Below are 17,157 nucleotides of genomic sequence, written 5' to 3' on the forward strand. Positions count from 1 at the left end.
TTCGGTCCATTCTCGTCTCGGGCGAATGGCGCTTTACTAACGGCGGCGGCGGGCGAGGGAAAGAGCATGTTGAAACACGGTGTCATACCTGTGCTGGGAACGATGTCCGGCACCTCGCTCGACGGGGTCGACGCGGCGGTGATCGAGACCGATGGCGTGCGGATTGCGAGCTTTGGAGAGCATGGCTATCGCAGCTATTCGGATGCCGAGCGGGCGGTGCTGCGCGCGGCCCTCGGGCGCTGGCCGGGGCAGGAGGGCGTTGACGAGGCGGCCGCCCTGGTGGAGCAGGCCCATGCCGAACTGATGGCCGGTTTCAACGATGTGGCGATGGCCGGGTTTCACGGCCAGACGCTGGCGCATGAGCCGGCCGGGCGGGGCACGCATCAGGCGGGCGACGGTCAGGTTCTGGCCGAGGCGCTCGGCCTGCCGGTGGTCTGGGATTTCCGCAGCGCCGATGTGCAGCTGGGCGGGCAGGGGGCGCCGCTGGCGCCGGCCTTTCACTTCGCGCTGGCCAAATGGATCAAGGCCGAGGAACCTCTGGCCTTTCTCAACCTTGGCGGGGTTGGCAATGTGACATGGGTCGACCCGACGAAAGCGGCGCCGGAGGAGGAAAACGCGCTTCTCGCCTTTGACACGGGGCCGGCCAACGCGCCGATCAATGACCTGGTGCAGGCGCGGCTTGGCCTGCCTTTCGACGAGGGTGGCAAGGTCGCGGCGCAGGGAGAGGTGTCGGCAGAGGTGCTGGACCGGTTTGTCAGCCACTCCTGGTTCATGAAGATACCGCCGAAATCGTTGGACCGGGACGACTTCGCTGCGCTCTCGGCACAGGTGGAAGGCCTCTCCACGCAAGACGCGGCGGCGACGCTTACGGCGGCGGCGGCGGTTGCCGTGTTGCGGGGCGCCGAGTTCTTTCCCCGGCCCGTTTCCCGTCTGCTGGTGACCGGCGGCGGGCGCAACAATCCGGTGCTGATGGAAATGATTCGCGAAGGGATGGGCTGCCAGGTGGACCCGGTCGAGGCAGTCGGACTGAATGGCGACATGCTGGAAGCGCAGGCCTTTGCCTATCTGGCCGTCCGGGTGGCGCGTGGTTTGCCGACTTCCTTCCCATCTACCACCGGTGTTGGGGCAGCCGTGGGCGGCGGGGAAATCTCCTATCCGAACTCTGGCGCGGCGTAGCGGGCCTCAGTGGCTCGGGATGTCGAAATCCGGCGGTGCCAGCGTGAAGCCCTCGAAGGAGAACCCCGGAGACACGGTACAGCCGACAAGCGCCCAGCCGCCCGAGGGGCGCGCGGATTGCCAGTGATCATTGGGCACGATGATCTGCGGCGACTGGCTGGCCGCAAGGTTGGGGCCGAGCCATTGCTCCGAGCGGGGGCCGGCCTCGGTTGCGCTCATGGACAGGATCAGCGGATCGCCCGCGTAGAAATGCCAGATCTCGGTGGCGTCGACCTTGTGCCAATGGCTGCGCTGGCCGCGTTCGAGAAGGTAATAGATCGACGTGCCCGCCGGGCGCGCGCCCGTGCTCGGATCCTCGATCCATGTTTGTCGATACCAGCCGCCTTCGGGATGCTGCTGCAGTCCGAGATGGGAAATGATCTGGGCGGGGAACATGGAAACGGTCATGAGTCTCTTTATCGTTAGAGCAGGTTTTTCAGGCGAAGCAGGCCGATGGCCGCGAGGGAGGTCGTGTCGCGCATCCGCCCGTCCTCGATCATGGCGAGCAGGTCCGGCAGTGGGAAGGCCGCGGTTTCCATGTCCTGTTCCGCATGTTCGCGGTTGAGCGTTCCGGGCGTGAGGTCGCGGGCGACGAAGAGCGTGTAGCCCTGGCTGCAATAGCCCGGCGCCTGGTGGTAACGGCCGATCCGCTCCATCCGTCCAGCGCGCAGGCCGGTTTCCTCCTCGAGCTCGCCACGCGCGAGGTCTGCCGGGTCGGCATCGGGCCGGTCTTCCCAGCCGCCCTGCGGCACTTCCCAGTACCGACCCTGAACGGGGTAGCGATACTGGCTGACAAGCTGGATGCGGCCATCGGAATGGATCGGCACGATCACGGCAAATTCGCCCTTGTCGACGACGGAAAACGTGCCGGGGGAGCCATCGGGAAAGCGGACGGCGTCCTCGCGCACGGTCATCCATCGGCTCTGATAGGCGATGCGCGTGGAGATCTGCTCGATCGTTCGAGGCATGTCTGCGCTCCCAAAAGGCTTTGGTGGACAAAGAGAGAGGCCCGCCCGCATTGCGGACGGGCCCCCGTGTTGTCAGTCGTCTGAAGCGATTACTTCAGGATCGACTTGCCAGCGTAGATGGCGCTCTCGGCCAGCTGCTCTTCGATGCGGATCAGCTGGTTGTACTTGGCCAGACGGTCCGAACGCGACATGGAGCCGGTCTTGATCTGGCCGCAGTTGGTGGCGACGGCGAGGTCGGCAATGGTGGCGTCCTCGGTTTCGCCGGAGCGGTGCGACATGACGTTGGAATACTTGGCGCGGTGGGCCATTTCGACGGCGGCCAGCGTCTCGGTCAGCGTGCCGATCTGGTTGACCTTGACGAGCATGGAGTTGGCGACGCCTTTCTCGATGCCCATCGCCAGGCGGGCCGGGTTGGTCACGAAGAGGTCGTCACCGACCAGCTGCACCTTGCCGCCGAGGGCCTCGGTCAGCATTGCCCAGCCTTCCCAGTCATCTTCCGAGCAGCCGTCTTCGATCGAGAAGATCGGGTAATCGGCGCAGAGCGCTTCGAGATACTTGACGTTCTCCTCGGAGGTGAGCGACAGGCCTTCGCCCTTCATCTCGTATTTGCCGTTCTTGAAATACTCGGTGGAGGCGGCGTCGAGGGCCAGAACGATGTCGTCGCCCGGCTTGTAGCCAGCGGTTTCGATCGACTTCAGAACGAAGTCCAGCGCGTCGCGGGTGGAAGACAGCGCCGGAGCAAAGCCGCCCTCATCGCCGATGCCCGTGGCGAAGCCTGCCGCGGAGAGTTCTTTCTTCAGGGTGTGGAAGATCTCGGAGCCCATGCGCACGGCGTCGTGGATCGACGTCGCGGAGACGGGCATGATCATGAATTCCTGCACGTCGATCGGGTTGTCGGCGTGCTCGCCGCCATTGATGATGTTCATCATCGGAACCGGCAGGACGCGGGCGGCGGTGCCACCAACGTAGCGATAGAGCGGCTGGCCGGTGTAGTCGGCCGCGGCCTTGGCGGTGGCAAGCGAGACGCCGAGGATGGCGTTGGCGCCGAGGCGACCCTTGTTCTCGGTGCCGTCCAGCTCGATCATGGAATAGTCGAGGCCAACCTGGTCGGTGGCGTCGAAGCCGACGAGGGCTTCGGCGATCTCGCCATTGACGGCGGCGACGGCCTGGCTCACGCCCTTGCCGCCAAACTTGGACTTGTCACCGTCGCGCTTTTCGACGGCTTCGTGCACACCGGTCGAGGCGCCCGAGGGAACCGCGGCGCGGCCCATGGTGCCGTCTTCGAGAATGACGTCTACCTCGACGGTCGGGTTGCCCCGGCTGTCAAGAATCTCGCGTCCGTGAATGTCGATGATGGTGCTCATAGCGACGGTCCTTTCCGTGCGGTCATGAAACTCGTGGCCCTTCTACCCTTGTCGGGCCGCGGTGAAAACTGCGCGTTCCCGCGCAAGTGCGTATAAACCGGATCCGACGATCAACGCCGCTCCGGTCAGGGTGAACGTATCGGGGCGTTCCGCCAGGAAGATCGCGCCCAGAATCAGGGCGACGACCAGCCGGAAATAGCGGAACGGCGCGATGGCGGATAGCTCGGAGGCCCGGACGGCCTCGACGATGAGATAGTAGCCCAGCGTGCCGGCGAGAACGATCCCGATCAGCATCCAGGTTGCATTGGACGGGACGGGGGCAAAGTTGCCCTGTTTCAGGGTCAGGATCGCGCCGATCAGGGCAATGGAGTAATAGGCCCAGAGCGACACCTGGAGCGAGTTCATGCCGCGCGGCATGACCCGCGTGGCGAGGTCCCGGATGGCGAAACAGGCCACCGCGAGAACCGCGAGCAGCGAGGCGACGTCGAAATCGGCCGTGCCGGGGCGAATGATCAGCAGCATGCCGGCGAACCCCACCAGGATCGCCAGCCACCGCCGCCAGCCGACGGTTTCGCCAAGAAACAGCGCAGCCAGCAATGTGACGGCCAGCGGTTGCGCCTGCAGGATCGAGGCGGCCGAGGCCAGCGGTGTCAGCGCAAGCGCCGTCACGAGAGCGAAAGCGCCGACAAGCTCGCCGAGATTGCGCGTGATGACCATTGGGTGCAGAAAATCCCGTGACAGCAGCGGCCGCCTGTTGAACCGCACGACAACAGCCAAGATCAGGCTTCCCAGCACACCGATGCAAAGCAGAAGCTGGCCAATCGCGACATGAACCGACGCCAGCTTGATGAGCAGATCCTCGAAGGCATAAAGCCCCATCGCGATGATCATCAGAACTGCGCCGCGCAGATTTCCCATACTGAGAGTCCGGCCTTTCCTAGTGCCAAAACCGTGTTTGGCCCCCGTGTAGACCGCTTTTGGGGCGATAACAAAGCGCCAAACCGCCGCTACCCGTGAAAAGCCGGGTTGCGTGGAGCGCAACCGCCGTCACAGCCTGAAGTGTGGAGCGCGGCGCGCGGTTGGCTCAGGGCAGGGAGCGTTCGAGCGCGACCGCCCCTTGCGCAGCAGGAGACGCCGGAACATGCATCCTTTGCTATGAAAGCGCCGCTCAGCCGCGTTTGCGCGGCACCCCGTACAGCTCCAGCCGATGGCCTTTGAGGGAAAACCCGAGCCGCTCTGCGATCTTTTCCTGAAGCGCCTCGATCTCAGGATCTACGAATTCGATAACCTCGCCGGAATTGATGTCGATCAGGTGGTCGTGGTGCTCGCGATCGGCGTCTTCGTAACGGGCACGCCCGTCGCCGAATTCCAGCCGGTCGATGATTCCGGCCTCCTCGAAGAGCTTCACGGTCCGGTAGACGGTCGCGATGGAAATCTTCGGGTCATGCTCGGAGGCCCGGTTATAGAGTTCCTCGACATCCGGATGATCCTGGGATTCGCCGAGCACCTCGGCAATCACCCGGCGCTGGCCTGTCATGCGCAGGCCCTTCGCCTCCAGCCGTTTCAGAATGCTCTCGCTCATCGGTCCGTCCTTGCCCTTGAGGGGGCAGGTTACTGGATTGCCACTTCGAGTAAAACCCTCAGGGCGTGCTGCCGGGCGGAGAAAATACGCCGCGGAACCGTTGGTTGGGCAGGCGGAACAGGCTCGCGCTGAAGTCGCTTTCGCCCGGCCTGAACAACAGCTCGACCGGCAGGACCCGGCCGGCATAGGCCAAGTTGAACCCATGGGCGCTTGCCCAGCCGGCCTCCACCGAAAAGCGGTCCTGTCCGGCGATGAACGCTTCCTCCAGAACAGAGACCTCGCCTGTTGGGTGCAGGCAAATGCCTTCATTGGACAGCGCTGGCAGGGCCACGAGGTTCAACCCCTCGACCGGGCTGGACCGGAAATGGAATCGTAGCGCCCGGGGGACCATGCTCACCCGTTCAGGCATGTGCAGGCCGGGGCAGCTGACCGGACCGATCCGGCCAAGCCGGACCAGCATCCGCCGGCGCAGCGCGTTGCGCGGCACACCCCGGTTGCACACTAGCCAAGCATCGACCGCCTCGATCAGCGCCGCGCTCATCAACTCGCGTGCCTGCCGGGTGAGGGACAGCTCCCCGAGGCTGTCGGGTATCGCGGTCTCGCGGCTGCGCGGCGCGGTGCGCTCCATGGCCGGGGTGCGGGCCGGGCGAGGTTTCTCGGGCCGGTTGGCGGGTTTCGGCGTCCTGGGGGGCGCGGGCGTGGGCGGGGTCGGTTGAGCGGGACGTGACGGCGGCTCTCCGACTTCGAGCGATTGTTTGAGTCTGTCGTGTAATGTGTTGATGTAGAGCATTATTTCGGCAGAACCCGAACGGCCACCATCGGGATGGTATTCGCGCGCGAGCTGGCGATAAACGCGCTGAAGCTCGGCCCGGCTCAAGCCGGGAACGAGCCCGAGGTCCCGCGCCTCGGGGAAATCCTGCCGCACCGTCATCGGTACGGCTCCAAATGGGCGAAGGCTCTCGCCGCCCTATGCCGCTGGGAATGGAACACGTTGAAACTCCGAAAGACAAACCGGGTCTGCAGGAGTTCTTCCGCGTGCCCTTCAAGGGCGCATGGGAAATTGGTCGCAACGAAACGAGGCAAAAAGAAGGAGCCGGTATGGTCAGCCGGCTCCTAGAATTTTGACATTTAACGAAATTTTAGACATCTGCGCCGCATCAGCGGCCGCGGCGCGCCATGAAGGCCAGCCGTTCGAACAGGTGCACATCCTGTTCGTTCTTGAGCAGCGCGCCGTGCAGCTTCGGCAAGGTTTGCGTGCTGTCACGGCGGAGGTCCTCGGCTTCCAGGTCTTCGGCCAGCAACAACTTGAGCCAGTCCAGAACTTCCGAGGTGGAGGGCTTCTTTTTCAGCCCCTGCTGATCGCGGATCTCGTAGAACTGGGTAAGGGCCGTGGTGAGCAGGGCCTGCTTGATCCCGGGGTGATGAACCTCGACGATCTGCCGCATCGTGTCCATGTCCGGGAAGCGGATGTAATGAAAGAAGCAGCGGCGCAGGAAGGCGTCGGGCAACTCCTTTTCATTATTGGACGTGATGATCACGATGGGGCGGTTGACGGCCTTCACTGTCTCGCCTGTCTCGTAGACATGGAACTCCATCCGGTCGAGCTCCTGCAACAGATCGTTGGGGAACTCAATATCGGCCTTGTCGATCTCGTCGATCAGCAACACCACCTTGCCGGGCGCCGCGAACGCGTCCCAAAGCTTGCCGGGCTTGATGTAATTGGCCACGTCATGCACGCGCTCATCGCCGAGTTGGCTGTCGCGCAGGCGAGACACCGCGTCATACTCATAAAGGCCCTGCTGGGCGCGGGTGGTGGATTTGATGTGCCATTCGATCATCGGCAGGCCGAGCGCTGCGGAAACCTGACGGGCCAGTTCGGTTTTGCCGGTGCCCGGTTCGCCCTTCACCAGCAACGGGCGCTCAAGTGTCACCGCCGCATTGACGGCAACCTTCAGGTCGTCCGTGGCAACATATGAATCTGTTCCCGAGAATTTCATTTGGTTTTACCGCCTCTTGGATCGTGTTCTTGAAGCTTGGGCCTGTCCCGTATCTACGCCACCCTGCCTGTGCTTTTTGTAAGTGACAACCCGGTATGCTTGGAGTAGGTAGCGCGCCAAGGGAGATACGATGCCTGTGACAGATGACCGAATTGAAAATGAGCTGCCGGAAAACGGCGCGGAACAACTGACGCGGGCTGAAATGCGAGAGGGAGCAGGGATGAAACAGGAAGCTTTTCTGCCGGAAGACTACCGCCCCGCCGAAGACGAGCCTTTCATGAATGAGCGCCAGCTGGAGTATTTCCGGCGTAAGTTGCTCGCATGGAAGGAAGATCTGCTTGCCGACAGCCGCGATACGATCGAGGGTCTGCAGGACAGCACGCGCAACATCCCCGACGTGGCCGACCGCGCCAGCGAGGAAACGGATCGCGCGCTGGAGCTTCGGACCCGGGATCGGCAACGCAAGCTGGTGGGCAAGATCGACTCGGCTCTGCGCCGGATCGACGAGGGCGAATACGGTTATTGCGAGGAAACGGGTGAACCGATCTCGCTCAAGCGTCTCGATGCCCGTCCGATTGCCACGCTGAGCCTTGAGGCGCAGGAACGCCACGAGCGCCGCGAAAAGGTTCACCGCGACGATTGATAATGCATTTCAGTCCTTTACGGGCTGGCTGCTTTGTGAGTAATTCGAGTGCGCCGGGACATGTTCCCGGCGTTCGTCGTATCTGGAGGACCGCTGATGCTGATCGGGCAGGAAATCACGATTCTCGGCGCCGGGCTTGCCGGCCTGAGCCTCGCGCAGGCATTGGCCATGCGGGGAGCATCGGTACGTATCCTCGAACAGGCGCCGGCCATTGCCGAGGTTGGCGCGGGCATTCAGATTTCGCCAAACGCGGGCTGCGTGCTTGATGCGATGGGGCTTGGCGAAGCCTTCGAAAAGGTTTCCGTGACCTCCAGCGGCGCCGCGTTGCGCGATTATGCCCGCGGCACGGAGGTTTTGCGGCTCGACCTGACCCGGTTCGGGCGCTTCGGCCTCGTGCACCGGGCGGATCTGGTCGAGATACTGCTCGACTCGGTGCGTGAGCTTGGCGTCGAAATCGAGCTGGGCACGCGCGTCGAGGAGGTGTCGCTCGATGGCGGCCAACCGGTGCTCAATATCCGTGATCTGGGCGCGCGGGAGGTTCCCTTCGTCGTTGCCGCCGACGGGTTGCGCTCCTGTGTACGCCGGGCGCTTTTGGGTCCGGAGACACCCCTTTTTACCGGTCACGTCGCCTGGCGGGCGATGCTCCCGATCGAGCCGGGCGAGGTGCCGAACGAAGCGCATGTCTTCATGGGGCCGGGGCGGCACCTTGTGGCCTACCCGCTGCGCGGCGGCACGGTTCTGAATCTCGTGGGTGTGCATGAGCGCGGCGAGTGGACGGAGGATGGCTGGAACCATCCCGGCGATCCCGACCAGTTCCGGGAACTGTTCAGTGAATTCGGCGATCCGGTGCGCGGCTGGCTGAAACGCATCGAGGACGTGATCGTCTGGGGCCTGTTCAAACACGCGGTCGCGCCGCGCTGGCATGGCAAAAACGCCGTTCTGATGGGCGACGCGGCCCACCCGACCTTGCCCTTCCTGGCGCAGGGGGCCTGCATGGCAATGGAAGATGCCTGGGTGCTGGCCGATTGCCTCGACAGTTCCGAGAGTCGCGACGCCGCGCTGGCGCGCTACGAAGCCCTGCGTGCCCCGCGCTGCAAGCGAATCGTCGATGCAGGCACGGCGAATGCCCGTAACTACCACCTGAGCAGCGCGCCGGTGCGCGGTATCGCCCATATGGGGCTGCGGATGATCGGCAGGACGATGCCCGGCTTCATGCCCGACCGTTTCAAATGGCTCTATAGTCACGACGTGACGGCCTAGATTCGCGCCAACTTTCGCGACTTGTCACCTGCCGTGTTTGGCCAGCGGGTGATGTTCCAGCACAAGCTCGCGCAGCCGTTCTTCGAGCACGTGGGTATAGATTTCGGTGGTCGAGATATCCGCATGGCCCAGAAGCGTCTGGATCGAGCGCAGATCGGCCCCGCCTTCCAGAAGATGGGTCGCAAAGGCGTGGCGCAGCGTGTGCGGCGTGACCTTTTGCGGCGACACGCCGGCGGCCACGGCGATCTCCTTGACCAGACCGTAGAAACGATGCCGGGTCAGGTGCCCGGCCTTGCCGGTCGATGGAAACAGAAAGCGGGAGGGGGGCTGCCCCTTGAGCCGGGCGGCTTCCTCCAGTTCATCGCGCCGGCTGAGCCATTCGGCAAGGGCCGCGCGTGCGGTGGCGGAGAGTGGCACCAGCCGCTCCTTGTCTCCCTTTCCGCGCACCAGCAACATGCGCGGGTCGCCGCGCGCCGCCATGACCGGCAGGGAGACCAGTTCCGTCACCCGCATCCCGGTCGCGTAGAGCAATTGCAACAGGCAGTGGTTGCGCAGCTGGTCCGTCTCGCTGCGCCCAAATTCGCCGGCCGCCTCCAGCAGCGCGCTGACCTCCGCGACCGAGAGCGTCTTCGGCAGGCTCTTTCGGCGGCCCGGTCCGCGGATCTGGATGGCCGGATTTTCACCGCGCCAGCCTTCTTCGAAGGCGAAGCGGTAAAGCTGGCGGATCGAGGAAAGCCGCCGCGCGCGCGTCGCCTGCGACAGCCCCTGCGCGTCGCAGTGAATCAGGTAGCGCTCCACCGTGTCCCGGTCCGCGCTGGCGAGAGTGGCCCCGTCGCGTTCCAGCCATGCGGTGAAATCCTGCAGGTCGCGCCCATAGGCGAGGCAGGTATTGCGCGCGGCGTCCAACTCGGCCGATTGCGCTTCGAGAAAGCCCGAGATCCAGAGATCGGCGCGGGCCGGTCCGGTCATACCGGCCGCTCCAGCAGCAGGATCTGCAAGGCGGCGCGGCGCGCGGTATCTTCAAGCCCGATGGCGCGCAGGAAGGCCAGCGCGCCGGCAAGAACCGACGGGTCTGAATCGGCGCCGCTGGCGAGTGATTTCAACGCCGATAGCAGCGCCTCGCCCAGCCGCTGTTCGTCCAGAAAGGCGGTCAGCTCCGGCGGCAGGGGGGGCACGGGTGTGGAAAACGCGGCGGCGATGGCTTGCGACAGCGCATCCTGCGGTACCTGTTCGACCCGCCCGGCGGCGATGGCGCTGGCAAAGGTCAGCGCCTCGGGGATGGATGCGGCGTCCAGCGCGACAGTTTCATAGGCATCCGAGAGCAGGCCCAGCCGGAGCGCCAGCGAGTCCGAATTCATTTCGTTGAGCGCAAGGATTTCGGGAGCGAGCGCGCGGGCGAAGGGCAGGGCGAGGCCGGCTGCGGCCATCCGCTCCCACGCCTTGGGCAGGGCCGCGCGTACGGCCTGCGCATCCTGCGCCTCCAACGCCTCGTTCAGCGCCTGCACCGCCGCGACCCGGTCCCAGACACCGCCCGAGGCGGCCGGTCGCCGTTCGCCATAGATCGCGATCAGCACTTCGGGCGGCAGGGCGCCGGCGCGCGCCAGCCGCTCGCCCGCCTCCACGCGGGCCTTCCAGCCGGCGGTGGGGCGCAAATCCGAATGGGCAAAGGCAAGCGGAAGCGGCGTGGTGGGCATGGGCGCGCCAATCGCCTCCAGCATCCGGAAGGTCAGCGGGCTGGGCCGGGACGGGGCTGCGGTGGGCGGCAGGAGCTCGGATAGTTCGGGGTCGAGGAATTGCGCGAGCAGCGCGTCCTCTTCGGGGGTGAGCTGGCCGAGCGCCTCGGCCGATTCGAGGGTCAGCGCTGCAGCCGGCCAGTCACCCGTGCGCGCGAGGCAGAAAATGCGGACAGGGAAGGAGGGCGAGATACCCGGCACCGCCCGCATCCGGGCGCAGGCCGCCTGTTCGCGCCCGGTCAGCAGCCCGACATCGAAGGCGCGGCGAAAAAGCTCCGGCTGCTGCGAACTCGTGCGTTCCAGAAGCGCCTCGGCTTCCTCGACGGCGCCACGCGCCAGCAGCGCGTCGATCCGGGCCTGCAACAGCGGCGCGTCCGGGCTGGACCATGCCGGCGGGTCCAGCTCGGCCAGCATGATGCGGCGGAACTGGTCCTGCACGGCGGGCAGCGGCTCGACCGGGAAATCGGCAATGGCGCGGATCAACGATTCGCGGTCCGAACTGCCCCAGAGATTTGCCGGAAGTCCGGTCACCGAGCGGGGCAACAGGCCCACGCCATCGGGCGAGGGCGCATTCAACGGCTGCACGCTGATCGTTTCGGTCACGATGCCGGGCGTCACCGGCTCCTGTCTACCCGGCATGGCCACGGGTTCGCTCAGGCTCTCGGTGAGCCAGTCGATGGCCGAAATCGGATCATCGGAGGATTGGGCCACGGTTTTTTCCCCGCCCAGAAGCAGGGCCAGCCCGAAAACGACAGCCGTTACGCGCATCTGCTCAATCCACGTCGAGCGTTACGGGCTCGCTGACGCGCTGCTGTGTTGGCGTCAGATCGGCAATATAGGCATAGCCGACAAGGCCGATGCCGGCGATTACCACCAGGAAGAACAGAAGTTTGATCAGTCGCCACATTTCCTGCCTGCTTTCTTTCCCTGCGCCTTCGTGCGAGCGTCTGGCGATTTTATACATGGCATCCCGGGGGATTTCACGCCATTGAGGGAGATAATTTTTTTCCTCGGCGGAGCCGCGCCGGGTGAGGCGCGACGAGGAGAAACAGTTGACAGCGGTGCTGAAGAAAACAGTGGTCATGGTCGGCATGATGGGGGCGGGCAAGACGGCGGTCGGAACGGCGCTGGCTGCGCGGCTTGGCGTGCCGTTCATCGACAGCGATGCAGCACTGGTGGAAGCCTCGCAGATGTCGATCGCGGAGATCTTCCTGCGCGATGGCGAGCAGTTCTTTCGCGACCGGGAAACGGAAGTGATTTCCCGCCTTCTGGACGGCGCGCCGGGCATCCTGTCGACGGGCGGCGGGGCCTTTCTTGCCGAGCGAAACCGGGAAATGATCCATGAGCGCGGGATTTCGGTGCTGCTGGATGCCGATGTCGAGCTGCTCTGGAACCGGGTCAAGCACAAGGAGACCCGCCCGCTGTTGCGTACATCCAATCCGCGTGCGACGCTCGAGGAAATCTATGCGGCTCGGGCGCCTGTCTATGCCAAGGCCGACCTCGCCGTGAAGGCGCGGGCTGAGTATGCCATCGCCGATATGGTCGACAAGGTGATCGAGGCGCTGCGCGCCCGTCCCGATGTACTTGAGGAGCAAAAGCGCTAATGGAAATCGTGCACGTGCCGCTGGGCGAACGCGCCTACGACATCAGGATCGGTTCCGGAGTTCTTGCCCGGGCGGGCTATCGCATCAAGCCGTTCCTGAATCGCCCTCTGGTGGCGGTCATCACCGACGAGAACTTGGCCGCCCTGCACCTGGAGGCGCTGAAGGCGGCGCTTGCGGTCGAGGGGGTCTCCGTCGTCTCCCTGACGCTTCCGGCGGGGGAAAGCACCAAGTCGTGGTCGAACCTGGAGCGATGTGTCGAGTGGCTGCTGGAACAGCGCATCGAGCGTTCGGATACCGTGATTGCCTTTGGCGGCGGGGTCATCGGCGATCTTGTCGGCTTCGCGGCTGCAATCATCCGACGCGGCGTGCGTTTCATCCAGGTACCAACGACGCTTCTGGCGCAGGTGGATTCCTCTGTCGGCGGCAAGACCGCGATCAATTCGCCCGCTGGCAAGAACCTGATCGGCGCCTTCTACCAGCCCACCTATGTGCTGGCCGACGTGGACCTTCTCGGCACGCTGACACCGCGCGACTTTCTGGCCGGCTACGGAGAGGTCGTGAAATACGGGTTGCTTGGCGATCTGGAATTCTTTGAATGGCTCGAAGAACACGGCCCGGCGCTGGCCGCGGGTGATATCGGCGCGCGGATCGCAGCGGTCAAATGGTCCTGCCAGATGAAGGTCGATATCGTTACCCGCGACGAGACAGAGCAGGGCGACCGCGCGCTGCTCAATCTCGGCCACACTTTCGGCCACGCGCTGGAGGCAGCGACGGGGTATTCCGACCGGCTCCTGCATGGCGAGGGCGTCGCCATCGGCTGCGCGCTGGCAATCGAATTGTCCGCGCGCCTGGGCCTTTGCTCACAGGAGGATCCTTCCCGCGTGCGCGCGCATCTGCGGCAGATGGGCATGAAGGTTGATGTCGCGGATATTCCGGGCGATCTACCCTCGGCCGAGGCGCTTCTGGATCTGATGGGGCAGGACAAGAAAGTGGTCGCTGGCCAGCTTCGTTTCATCCTGACCCGTGGTATCGGGCATGCCTTCGTGACCGCCGATGTCCCCCGCGACGAGGTTTTGCGGCTTCTGAAGGACGAACTCGATCGGGTTGTGTGAGTTTTTCCTTTCAACGCACTGAAATTGTTTCTTTTGTGGACTTTGTCGAGTCCGGCCTGATGCCGGATCTTGGAGGCGCTGCCTCCAAACCCCCGGGATATTTTCGGTCAGAAGAATACTGGGTGAGCCCGACACGTTCTTCTGACGTCAAATATCCCCGCCGGAGGCACGATCCGGAGGACCGCTCTTAGATGCGATATGTGCGGAAGCGTCTCTCTCCGGGTCAAAGGGCACCTAACCGTGCAGGCAGGCCACCGTTTTGAGTTGCGAGAAGGAATACAGCGCTTCCATACCTTTCTCCCGGCCATGTCCGGATTTTCCGGTCCCCCCGAAAGGCAACTCCACGCCGCCGCCCGCACCGTAATTGTTGATGAACACCTGGCCGGCACGAAGGCGTTTGGCCATGCGCATCTGCCGGGCACCATTGGTCGTCCAGACCGCGGCGACGAGGCCGAGCCCGGTTCCATTGGCAATGGCGATGGCTTCCTCTTCTGTCTCGAAAGGCAGCAGCACTTGGGCCGGACCGAAAATTTCTTCCTGGGCGAGCACATGTCCGGGGCGGGCGCCCGCGATCAGATGCGGCGCCACGTAATGGCCACCTTTTGGCGCATCGTCGATGACACGGCCCGTGGCGAGGGTTTCCAAGTCCGCGCCAAGGCGCAGATACCCCTCGACGATCTGCTTCTGGCGTTCCGAGATCAGCGGGCCGAGTTCGAGATCCGACTCGGCAGGACCGGCGCGCAACTGCCGGTAGCGGGCCGCCATCTTTTCGGCCACCTCGTCATATCGTGCCGACTGTACGAGAATACGGGAGGAAGCCGAACAGGTCTGTCCGGCATTCTGGATGCCGGCATTGACAAGGAACGGCAGCGCGGCGTCGATATCGGCATCTTCGAAGAGGATTTGTGGCGACTTGCCGCCAAGCTCCAGCGTCACCGGCACGACGTTCTCGCCTGCCGCTTTCTGGACGGCCTGCCCGACGGAGTAGGAACCGGTAAAAGACACGTGCTGAATACCCGGATGCGACGAAAGCGCCGCGCCGGCTTCTTCGCCGAGGCCGGGTATCACGTTCAGCACGCCCGCAGGCAAGCCTGCCTGTTCCGCCAGCCGGGCAAAGGCGAGCGCGGTCAGGCAGGCCTCTTCAGCCGGTTTCAGCACAACCGCATTGCCCATGCACAACGCCGCGCCGACCGAGCGGCCGATGATCTGCATCGGATAATTCCACGGGACGATATGGGCGGTCACCCCGAGCGGTTCGCGCAGGGTATAGACGGTGTAGCCATCCATATAGGGGATGGTCTCGCCCATGAGCTTGTCGGCCGCGCCGCCGTAGAACTCCATGTAACGTGCCAGTGCCACCGCGTCATTGCGGGCCTGGCTCAGCGGTTTGCCGACATCGAGCGCTTCGAGACGGGCCAGATCTCCGAGACGTTCCTGCACGAGCTGGCCGATCCTGGTCAGGATCCGCCCGCGTTCCACGGCGGTCGATCGTCCCCAGGGCCCCAGAAGGGCGGAGTGCGCGGCGGCAACGGCGGCATCGATCTCCGAAGAGGTGCCTCGGGCAATCTCGCCGATCACGATGCCGGTCGAGGGGTTTTCCACCGGCAATCGTTGTGCCGAGCCGGACCAGACCCCGCCGATGAGCATCTCGGTACTGTCGAACCATCCTGAAGTTGCGTCGCTCATGTCGGTCCTTCTCCCTCGAAATGCGCCGGGTTCCGAATGGGAGGCAATCCCTTCCGGGCCGGTCTGTCAACCGGTCCCGACCGGGCGGAGGCGGCGACGATGTCGCTTGCCGGAAACGAGAAAGGACGCGCCCTGCGGGGAACGCGTCCTTTCGTATCCCGCCGGCAAGGGTGCCGGCGGAAATATCGGTCTTCAATCAGACGTCAACGGTCTCCGCCTCGATCGCCTGCTTGCCATTGGAAATCTCGATGCGGCGGGGTTTCAGAGCTTCCGGAACCTCGCGCACAAGATCGATATTCAGCATGCCGTCGACATGGCTGGCACCACTCACACGGACGTGATCGGCGAGTTGGAAACGGCGCTCGAAGGCGCGGGTGGCGATGCCACGATGCAGATAGGTCCGCTCCTTGTCTTCCTCGGCCTTGCGGGCAGCAACGATGAGCGCGCCTTCCTTGACCTCGACGGACAGTTCGCTTTCCGCGAAGCCGGCAACGGCAACGGAAATGCGATAGGCATCGTCGGCGGTCTTTTCGATGTTGTAGGGCGGGTAAGTCGGGGTGGAAACGTCGGTTTCCATGACCCGATCCATCATGTCGGCGATGCGGTCGAAGCCGACGGTGGCACGGTAGAGGGGGGCAAAGTCAAGTGTACGCATAATTCATCCTCTCTTGAGCGATGTTGTCTTATGCACCTTCCGTTCGGACAGGCGCTGTTCACATGGACCGGACCCGCTCCGCGGCGCCCGGATGATCGATACTTGGGTATGTCAAACGGAGGGTTCAAGAGGTCGGCCGTCGAAGAATATCGAGTTCTTGCAGCTTGCTTCGAATGGGGCTGAACGGTTCTTCTGATCGTGCCTTCGGAGGAGGTAGTTGCTGGGAAGACAAAAGCAGAAGGTGCCCTCAACCTCTTCGTCAAATATCCTTGGGTGAGCGCTCGCAAGACTACGAGGTGGGCGCTCTCCTTAGAAGTCCTGGTCTGGGGGAGGCGGTTGGCTGCGCCGCTACGGGCGGAGGAATTTCGCTCCCAGTCGGTTCGAATCCGGGCTGCCCGACAGGCGCGCGCCCATGCCGACATAAGTCGCCGAAGAGAGAGCCTCCTCGAGTGCTTCCATCGAGCCATGAAGCTGTCCGCCGAGGGCTACCGGCTGGCCGCCGGCCTCCGCCTTGGCCGAAACGACGGAAACGATGCGCGGCCCCGTCTCGCTCATGAGAAAGATCGGCGCGCCAGAGGCGCCGAAATCGACGGAGCAGGAGAGCATTCCCACACCGCGATAGCTCTCCAGAACGTGGCAAACCTGCTGCAGGGAGGGCGCGGCGGCGCGGTTCTCGGCATAGGAGACAACCGTCACTTCGTTGCCCTTTCGCAGCCGCGCACCGGCAATGTCGAAGGGGATCACATGGGTGGACCGAATGGGTCGCTCCAGTTCCAGAAGCGCGAGGTCGCGCGAGACGCGGAAGACCTTCTGGTCGGACCCGAAATCGTATTCCGGGTGCGAAACCGCCCGGCGGATGCCACGATAGGCCTCGGCCCGGCCATTGCGGAACCCGGCGAGGAATTCCATCTGTGCCACCGGGATCAGTTCGCCCGTATCCGGCTCGAACAGGCAATGCGCGGCGGTCAGGACCATGTCGGGTGCGATCAGCGCGCCGGTGCAAAAGCTGCCATGTCCCATGTCGATGCGCCCGACGGCTTCCCAGCCGCGCGTATCATCGGCTGTGGAAAGCTCTTCCAGCCGGGTTTCCCCCTCGGAACGGGCGGCGGTGGCCGCGAGCAGGCAGGCAAGGAAGAAAATCAGGGGACGCAACATGAAATCTCCGGCGGATCGTCTCGCAATATCCTCCGCTTCGGGCAGGAATATGGCAAGTGGCAAAAGGTTGGGCCGTCATTCCGTCACCGCCTGTGTCCCCGCACGCTCGCCCTTGTCCGGTCGAGGTGTTGTTTTTCTGCAAGTGGTCGAAAACGACTCTGAGCCCTTGGCCGATGGCGCCCG

18 protein-coding genes are annotated in these 17,157 nt (G+C 64.2%); 5 read left to right on the plus strand and 13 right to left on the minus strand.

The window, feature by feature from the left end; genetic code table 11:
• Positions 1-66 precede the first annotated feature (66 nt).
• Positions 67-1,176: an anhydro-N-acetylmuramic acid kinase gene (locus AX756_RS06825; RefSeq protein WP_068309706.1), complete on the plus strand. Its 1,110-nt coding sequence runs from the start codon at positions 67-69 to the stop codon at positions 1,174-1,176.
• Between the two features lie 6 nt (positions 1,177-1,182).
• Here the strand turns inward: AX756_RS06825 and AX756_RS06830 are convergent, their stop codons facing one another.
• From AX756_RS06830 to AX756_RS06865, 7 genes are all read right to left on the minus strand, one after another.
• Positions 1,183-1,623 carry a cupin domain-containing protein gene (locus AX756_RS06830; protein WP_438938395.1) on the minus strand — a complete coding sequence of 147 codons (441 nt, stop codon included), beginning with the start codon at positions 1,621-1,623 and terminating at the stop codon, positions 1,183-1,185.
• Between the two features lie 14 nt (positions 1,624-1,637).
• Positions 1,638-2,183 (minus strand): NUDIX domain-containing protein, encoded by a 546-nt coding sequence (locus AX756_RS06835; RefSeq protein WP_068309707.1) that lies wholly within the window; start codon positions 2,181-2,183, stop codon positions 1,638-1,640.
• A gap of 89 nt (positions 2,184-2,272) precedes the next feature.
• On the minus strand, positions 2,273-3,547 hold the full coding sequence (eno, locus tag AX756_RS06840; protein ID WP_068309708.1) for a phosphopyruvate hydratase: 1,275 nt from the start codon (positions 3,545-3,547) through the stop codon (positions 2,273-2,275).
• A 42-nt stretch (positions 3,548-3,589) separates the two neighbouring features.
• Positions 3,590-4,465, minus strand: a complete 876-nt coding sequence (locus tag AX756_RS06845; RefSeq protein WP_068309709.1) for a DMT family transporter — start codon at positions 4,463-4,465, stop codon at positions 3,590-3,592.
• A gap of 250 nt (positions 4,466-4,715) precedes the next feature.
• Positions 4,716-5,129, minus strand: coding sequence for a Fur family transcriptional regulator (locus tag AX756_RS06850; protein ID WP_068309710.1), 414 nt, complete (start codon positions 5,127-5,129; stop codon positions 4,716-4,718).
• A 58-nt stretch (positions 5,130-5,187) separates the two neighbouring features.
• On the minus strand, positions 5,188-6,060 hold the full coding sequence (locus AX756_RS06855; protein ID WP_068309711.1) for a J domain-containing protein: 873 nt from the start codon (positions 6,058-6,060) through the stop codon (positions 5,188-5,190).
• A 226-nt stretch (positions 6,061-6,286) separates the two neighbouring features.
• Positions 6,287-7,126, minus strand: coding sequence for an AAA family ATPase (locus tag AX756_RS06865; protein WP_068309713.1), 840 nt, complete (start codon positions 7,124-7,126; stop codon positions 6,287-6,289).
• Positions 7,127-7,346: 220 nt separating this feature from the next.
• Between AX756_RS06865 and dksA the strand changes: the two genes are divergently transcribed.
• Entirely contained in the window at positions 7,347-7,769 is a 423-nt protein-coding gene (gene dksA / locus AX756_RS06870; protein ID WP_068309854.1) for an RNA polymerase-binding protein DksA, read from the plus strand.
• Positions 7,770-7,865: 96 nt separating this feature from the next.
• Positions 7,866-9,029, plus strand: a complete 1,164-nt coding sequence (locus AX756_RS06875) for an FAD-dependent monooxygenase (protein WP_068309714.1) — start codon at positions 7,866-7,868, stop codon at positions 9,027-9,029.
• A gap of 24 nt (positions 9,030-9,053) precedes the next feature.
• On the opposite strand, the gene AX756_RS06880 is transcribed toward AX756_RS06875, so the two are convergent.
• From AX756_RS06880 to AX756_RS26030, 3 genes are read right to left on the minus strand one after another with little or no spacing between them, the layout of a single operon-like run.
• A complete protein-coding gene (locus AX756_RS06880) occupies positions 9,054-9,998 on the minus strand; it encodes a site-specific tyrosine recombinase XerD (protein WP_068309715.1) in 945 nt (314 codons plus the stop codon).
• Entirely contained in the window at positions 9,995-11,530 is a 1,536-nt protein-coding gene (locus AX756_RS06885) for a hypothetical protein (protein WP_068309716.1), read from the minus strand. Before AX756_RS06885 ends, AX756_RS06880 begins: the two co-directional genes overlap by 4 nt.
• Before the next feature lie 4 nt (positions 11,531-11,534).
• On the minus strand, positions 11,535-11,846 hold the full coding sequence (locus AX756_RS26030) for a hypothetical protein (protein ID WP_163887124.1): 312 nt from the start codon (positions 11,844-11,846) through the stop codon (positions 11,535-11,537).
• On the opposite strand from AX756_RS26030, the gene AX756_RS06890 reads away from it, so the two are divergent.
• Positions 11,845-12,366 (plus strand): shikimate kinase, encoded by a 522-nt coding sequence (locus AX756_RS06890; RefSeq protein WP_438938396.1) that lies wholly within the window; start codon positions 11,845-11,847, stop codon positions 12,364-12,366. The genes AX756_RS26030 and AX756_RS06890 overlap by 2 nt on opposite strands.
• On the plus strand, positions 12,366-13,478 hold the full coding sequence (gene aroB / locus AX756_RS06895; RefSeq protein ID WP_068309718.1) for a 3-dehydroquinate synthase: 1,113 nt from the start codon (positions 12,366-12,368) through the stop codon (positions 13,476-13,478). Before AX756_RS06890 ends, aroB begins: the two co-directional genes overlap by 1 nt.
• A gap of 234 nt (positions 13,479-13,712) precedes the next feature.
• Here aroB and AX756_RS06900 read toward each other — a convergent pair whose 3' ends face one another.
• The 3 genes from AX756_RS06900 to AX756_RS06910 all read right to left on the minus strand — a co-directional run bounded on the left by AX756_RS06900 (position 13,713) and on the right by AX756_RS06910 (position 16,974).
• A complete protein-coding gene (locus tag AX756_RS06900; protein ID WP_068309719.1) occupies positions 13,713-15,164 on the minus strand; it encodes an aldehyde dehydrogenase family protein in 1,452 nt (483 codons plus the stop codon).
• A 196-nt stretch (positions 15,165-15,360) separates the two neighbouring features.
• Positions 15,361-15,819 carry an Hsp20 family protein gene (locus AX756_RS06905; RefSeq protein ID WP_068309720.1) on the minus strand — a complete coding sequence of 153 codons (459 nt, stop codon included), beginning with the start codon at positions 15,817-15,819 and terminating at the stop codon, positions 15,361-15,363.
• A gap of 348 nt (positions 15,820-16,167) precedes the next feature.
• Entirely contained in the window at positions 16,168-16,974 is an 807-nt protein-coding gene (locus AX756_RS06910) for a trypsin-like serine peptidase (RefSeq protein WP_068309721.1), read from the minus strand.
• Positions 16,975-17,157 lie beyond the last annotated feature (183 nt).

The sequence above is a fragment of the Aliiruegeria sabulilitoris genome (assembly GCF_001558155.1).
Lineage (GTDB): Bacteria > Pseudomonadota > Alphaproteobacteria > Rhodobacterales > Rhodobacteraceae > Tropicimonas > Tropicimonas sabulilitoris.

Bases quoted from the DNA above. Each gene is read 5' to 3' on its own strand.
- AX756_RS06825 (WP_068309706.1), top strand. From the start codon at position 67: ATGTTGAAACACGGTGTCATACCTGTGCTGGGAACGATGTCCGGCACC.
- AX756_RS06830 (WP_438938395.1), bottom strand. From the start codon at position 1,623: ATGACCGTTTCCATGTTCCCCGCCCAGATCATTTCCCATCTCGGACTG.
- AX756_RS06835 (WP_068309707.1), bottom strand. From the start codon at position 2,183: ATGCCTCGAACGATCGAGCAGATCTCCACGCGCATCGCCTATCAGAGC.
- eno (WP_068309708.1), bottom strand. From the start codon at position 3,547: ATGAGCACCATCATCGACATTCACGGACGCGAGATTCTTGACAGCCGG.
- AX756_RS06845 (WP_068309709.1), bottom strand. From the start codon at position 4,465: ATGGGAAATCTGCGCGGCGCAGTTCTGATGATCATCGCGATGGGGCTT.
- AX756_RS06850 (WP_068309710.1), bottom strand. From the start codon at position 5,129: ATGAGCGAGAGCATTCTGAAACGGCTGGAGGCGAAGGGCCTGCGCATG.
- AX756_RS06855 (WP_068309711.1), bottom strand. From the start codon at position 6,060: ATGACGGTGCGGCAGGATTTCCCCGAGGCGCGGGACCTCGGGCTCGTT.
- AX756_RS06865 (WP_068309713.1), bottom strand. From the start codon at position 7,126: ATGAAATTCTCGGGAACAGATTCATATGTTGCCACGGACGACCTGAAG.
- dksA (WP_068309854.1), top strand. From the start codon at position 7,347: ATGAAACAGGAAGCTTTTCTGCCGGAAGACTACCGCCCCGCCGAAGAC.
- AX756_RS06875 (WP_068309714.1), top strand. From the start codon at position 7,866: ATGCTGATCGGGCAGGAAATCACGATTCTCGGCGCCGGGCTTGCCGGC.
- AX756_RS06880 (WP_068309715.1), bottom strand. From the start codon at position 9,998: ATGACCGGACCGGCCCGCGCCGATCTCTGGATCTCGGGCTTTCTCGAA.
- AX756_RS06885 (WP_068309716.1), bottom strand. From the start codon at position 11,530: ATGCGCGTAACGGCTGTCGTTTTCGGGCTGGCCCTGCTTCTGGGCGGG.
- AX756_RS06890 (WP_438938396.1), top strand. From the start codon at position 11,845: ATGGTCGGCATGATGGGGGCGGGCAAGACGGCGGTCGGAACGGCGCTG.
- AX756_RS26030 (WP_163887124.1), bottom strand. From the start codon at position 11,846: ATGACCACTGTTTTCTTCAGCACCGCTGTCAACTGTTTCTCCTCGTCG.
- aroB (WP_068309718.1), top strand. From the start codon at position 12,366: ATGGAAATCGTGCACGTGCCGCTGGGCGAACGCGCCTACGACATCAGG.
- AX756_RS06900 (WP_068309719.1), bottom strand. From the start codon at position 15,164: ATGAGCGACGCAACTTCAGGATGGTTCGACAGTACCGAGATGCTCATC.
- AX756_RS06905 (WP_068309720.1), bottom strand. From the start codon at position 15,819: ATGCGTACACTTGACTTTGCCCCCCTCTACCGTGCCACCGTCGGCTTC.
- AX756_RS06910 (WP_068309721.1), bottom strand. From the start codon at position 16,974: ATGTTGCGTCCCCTGATTTTCTTCCTTGCCTGCCTGCTCGCGGCCACC.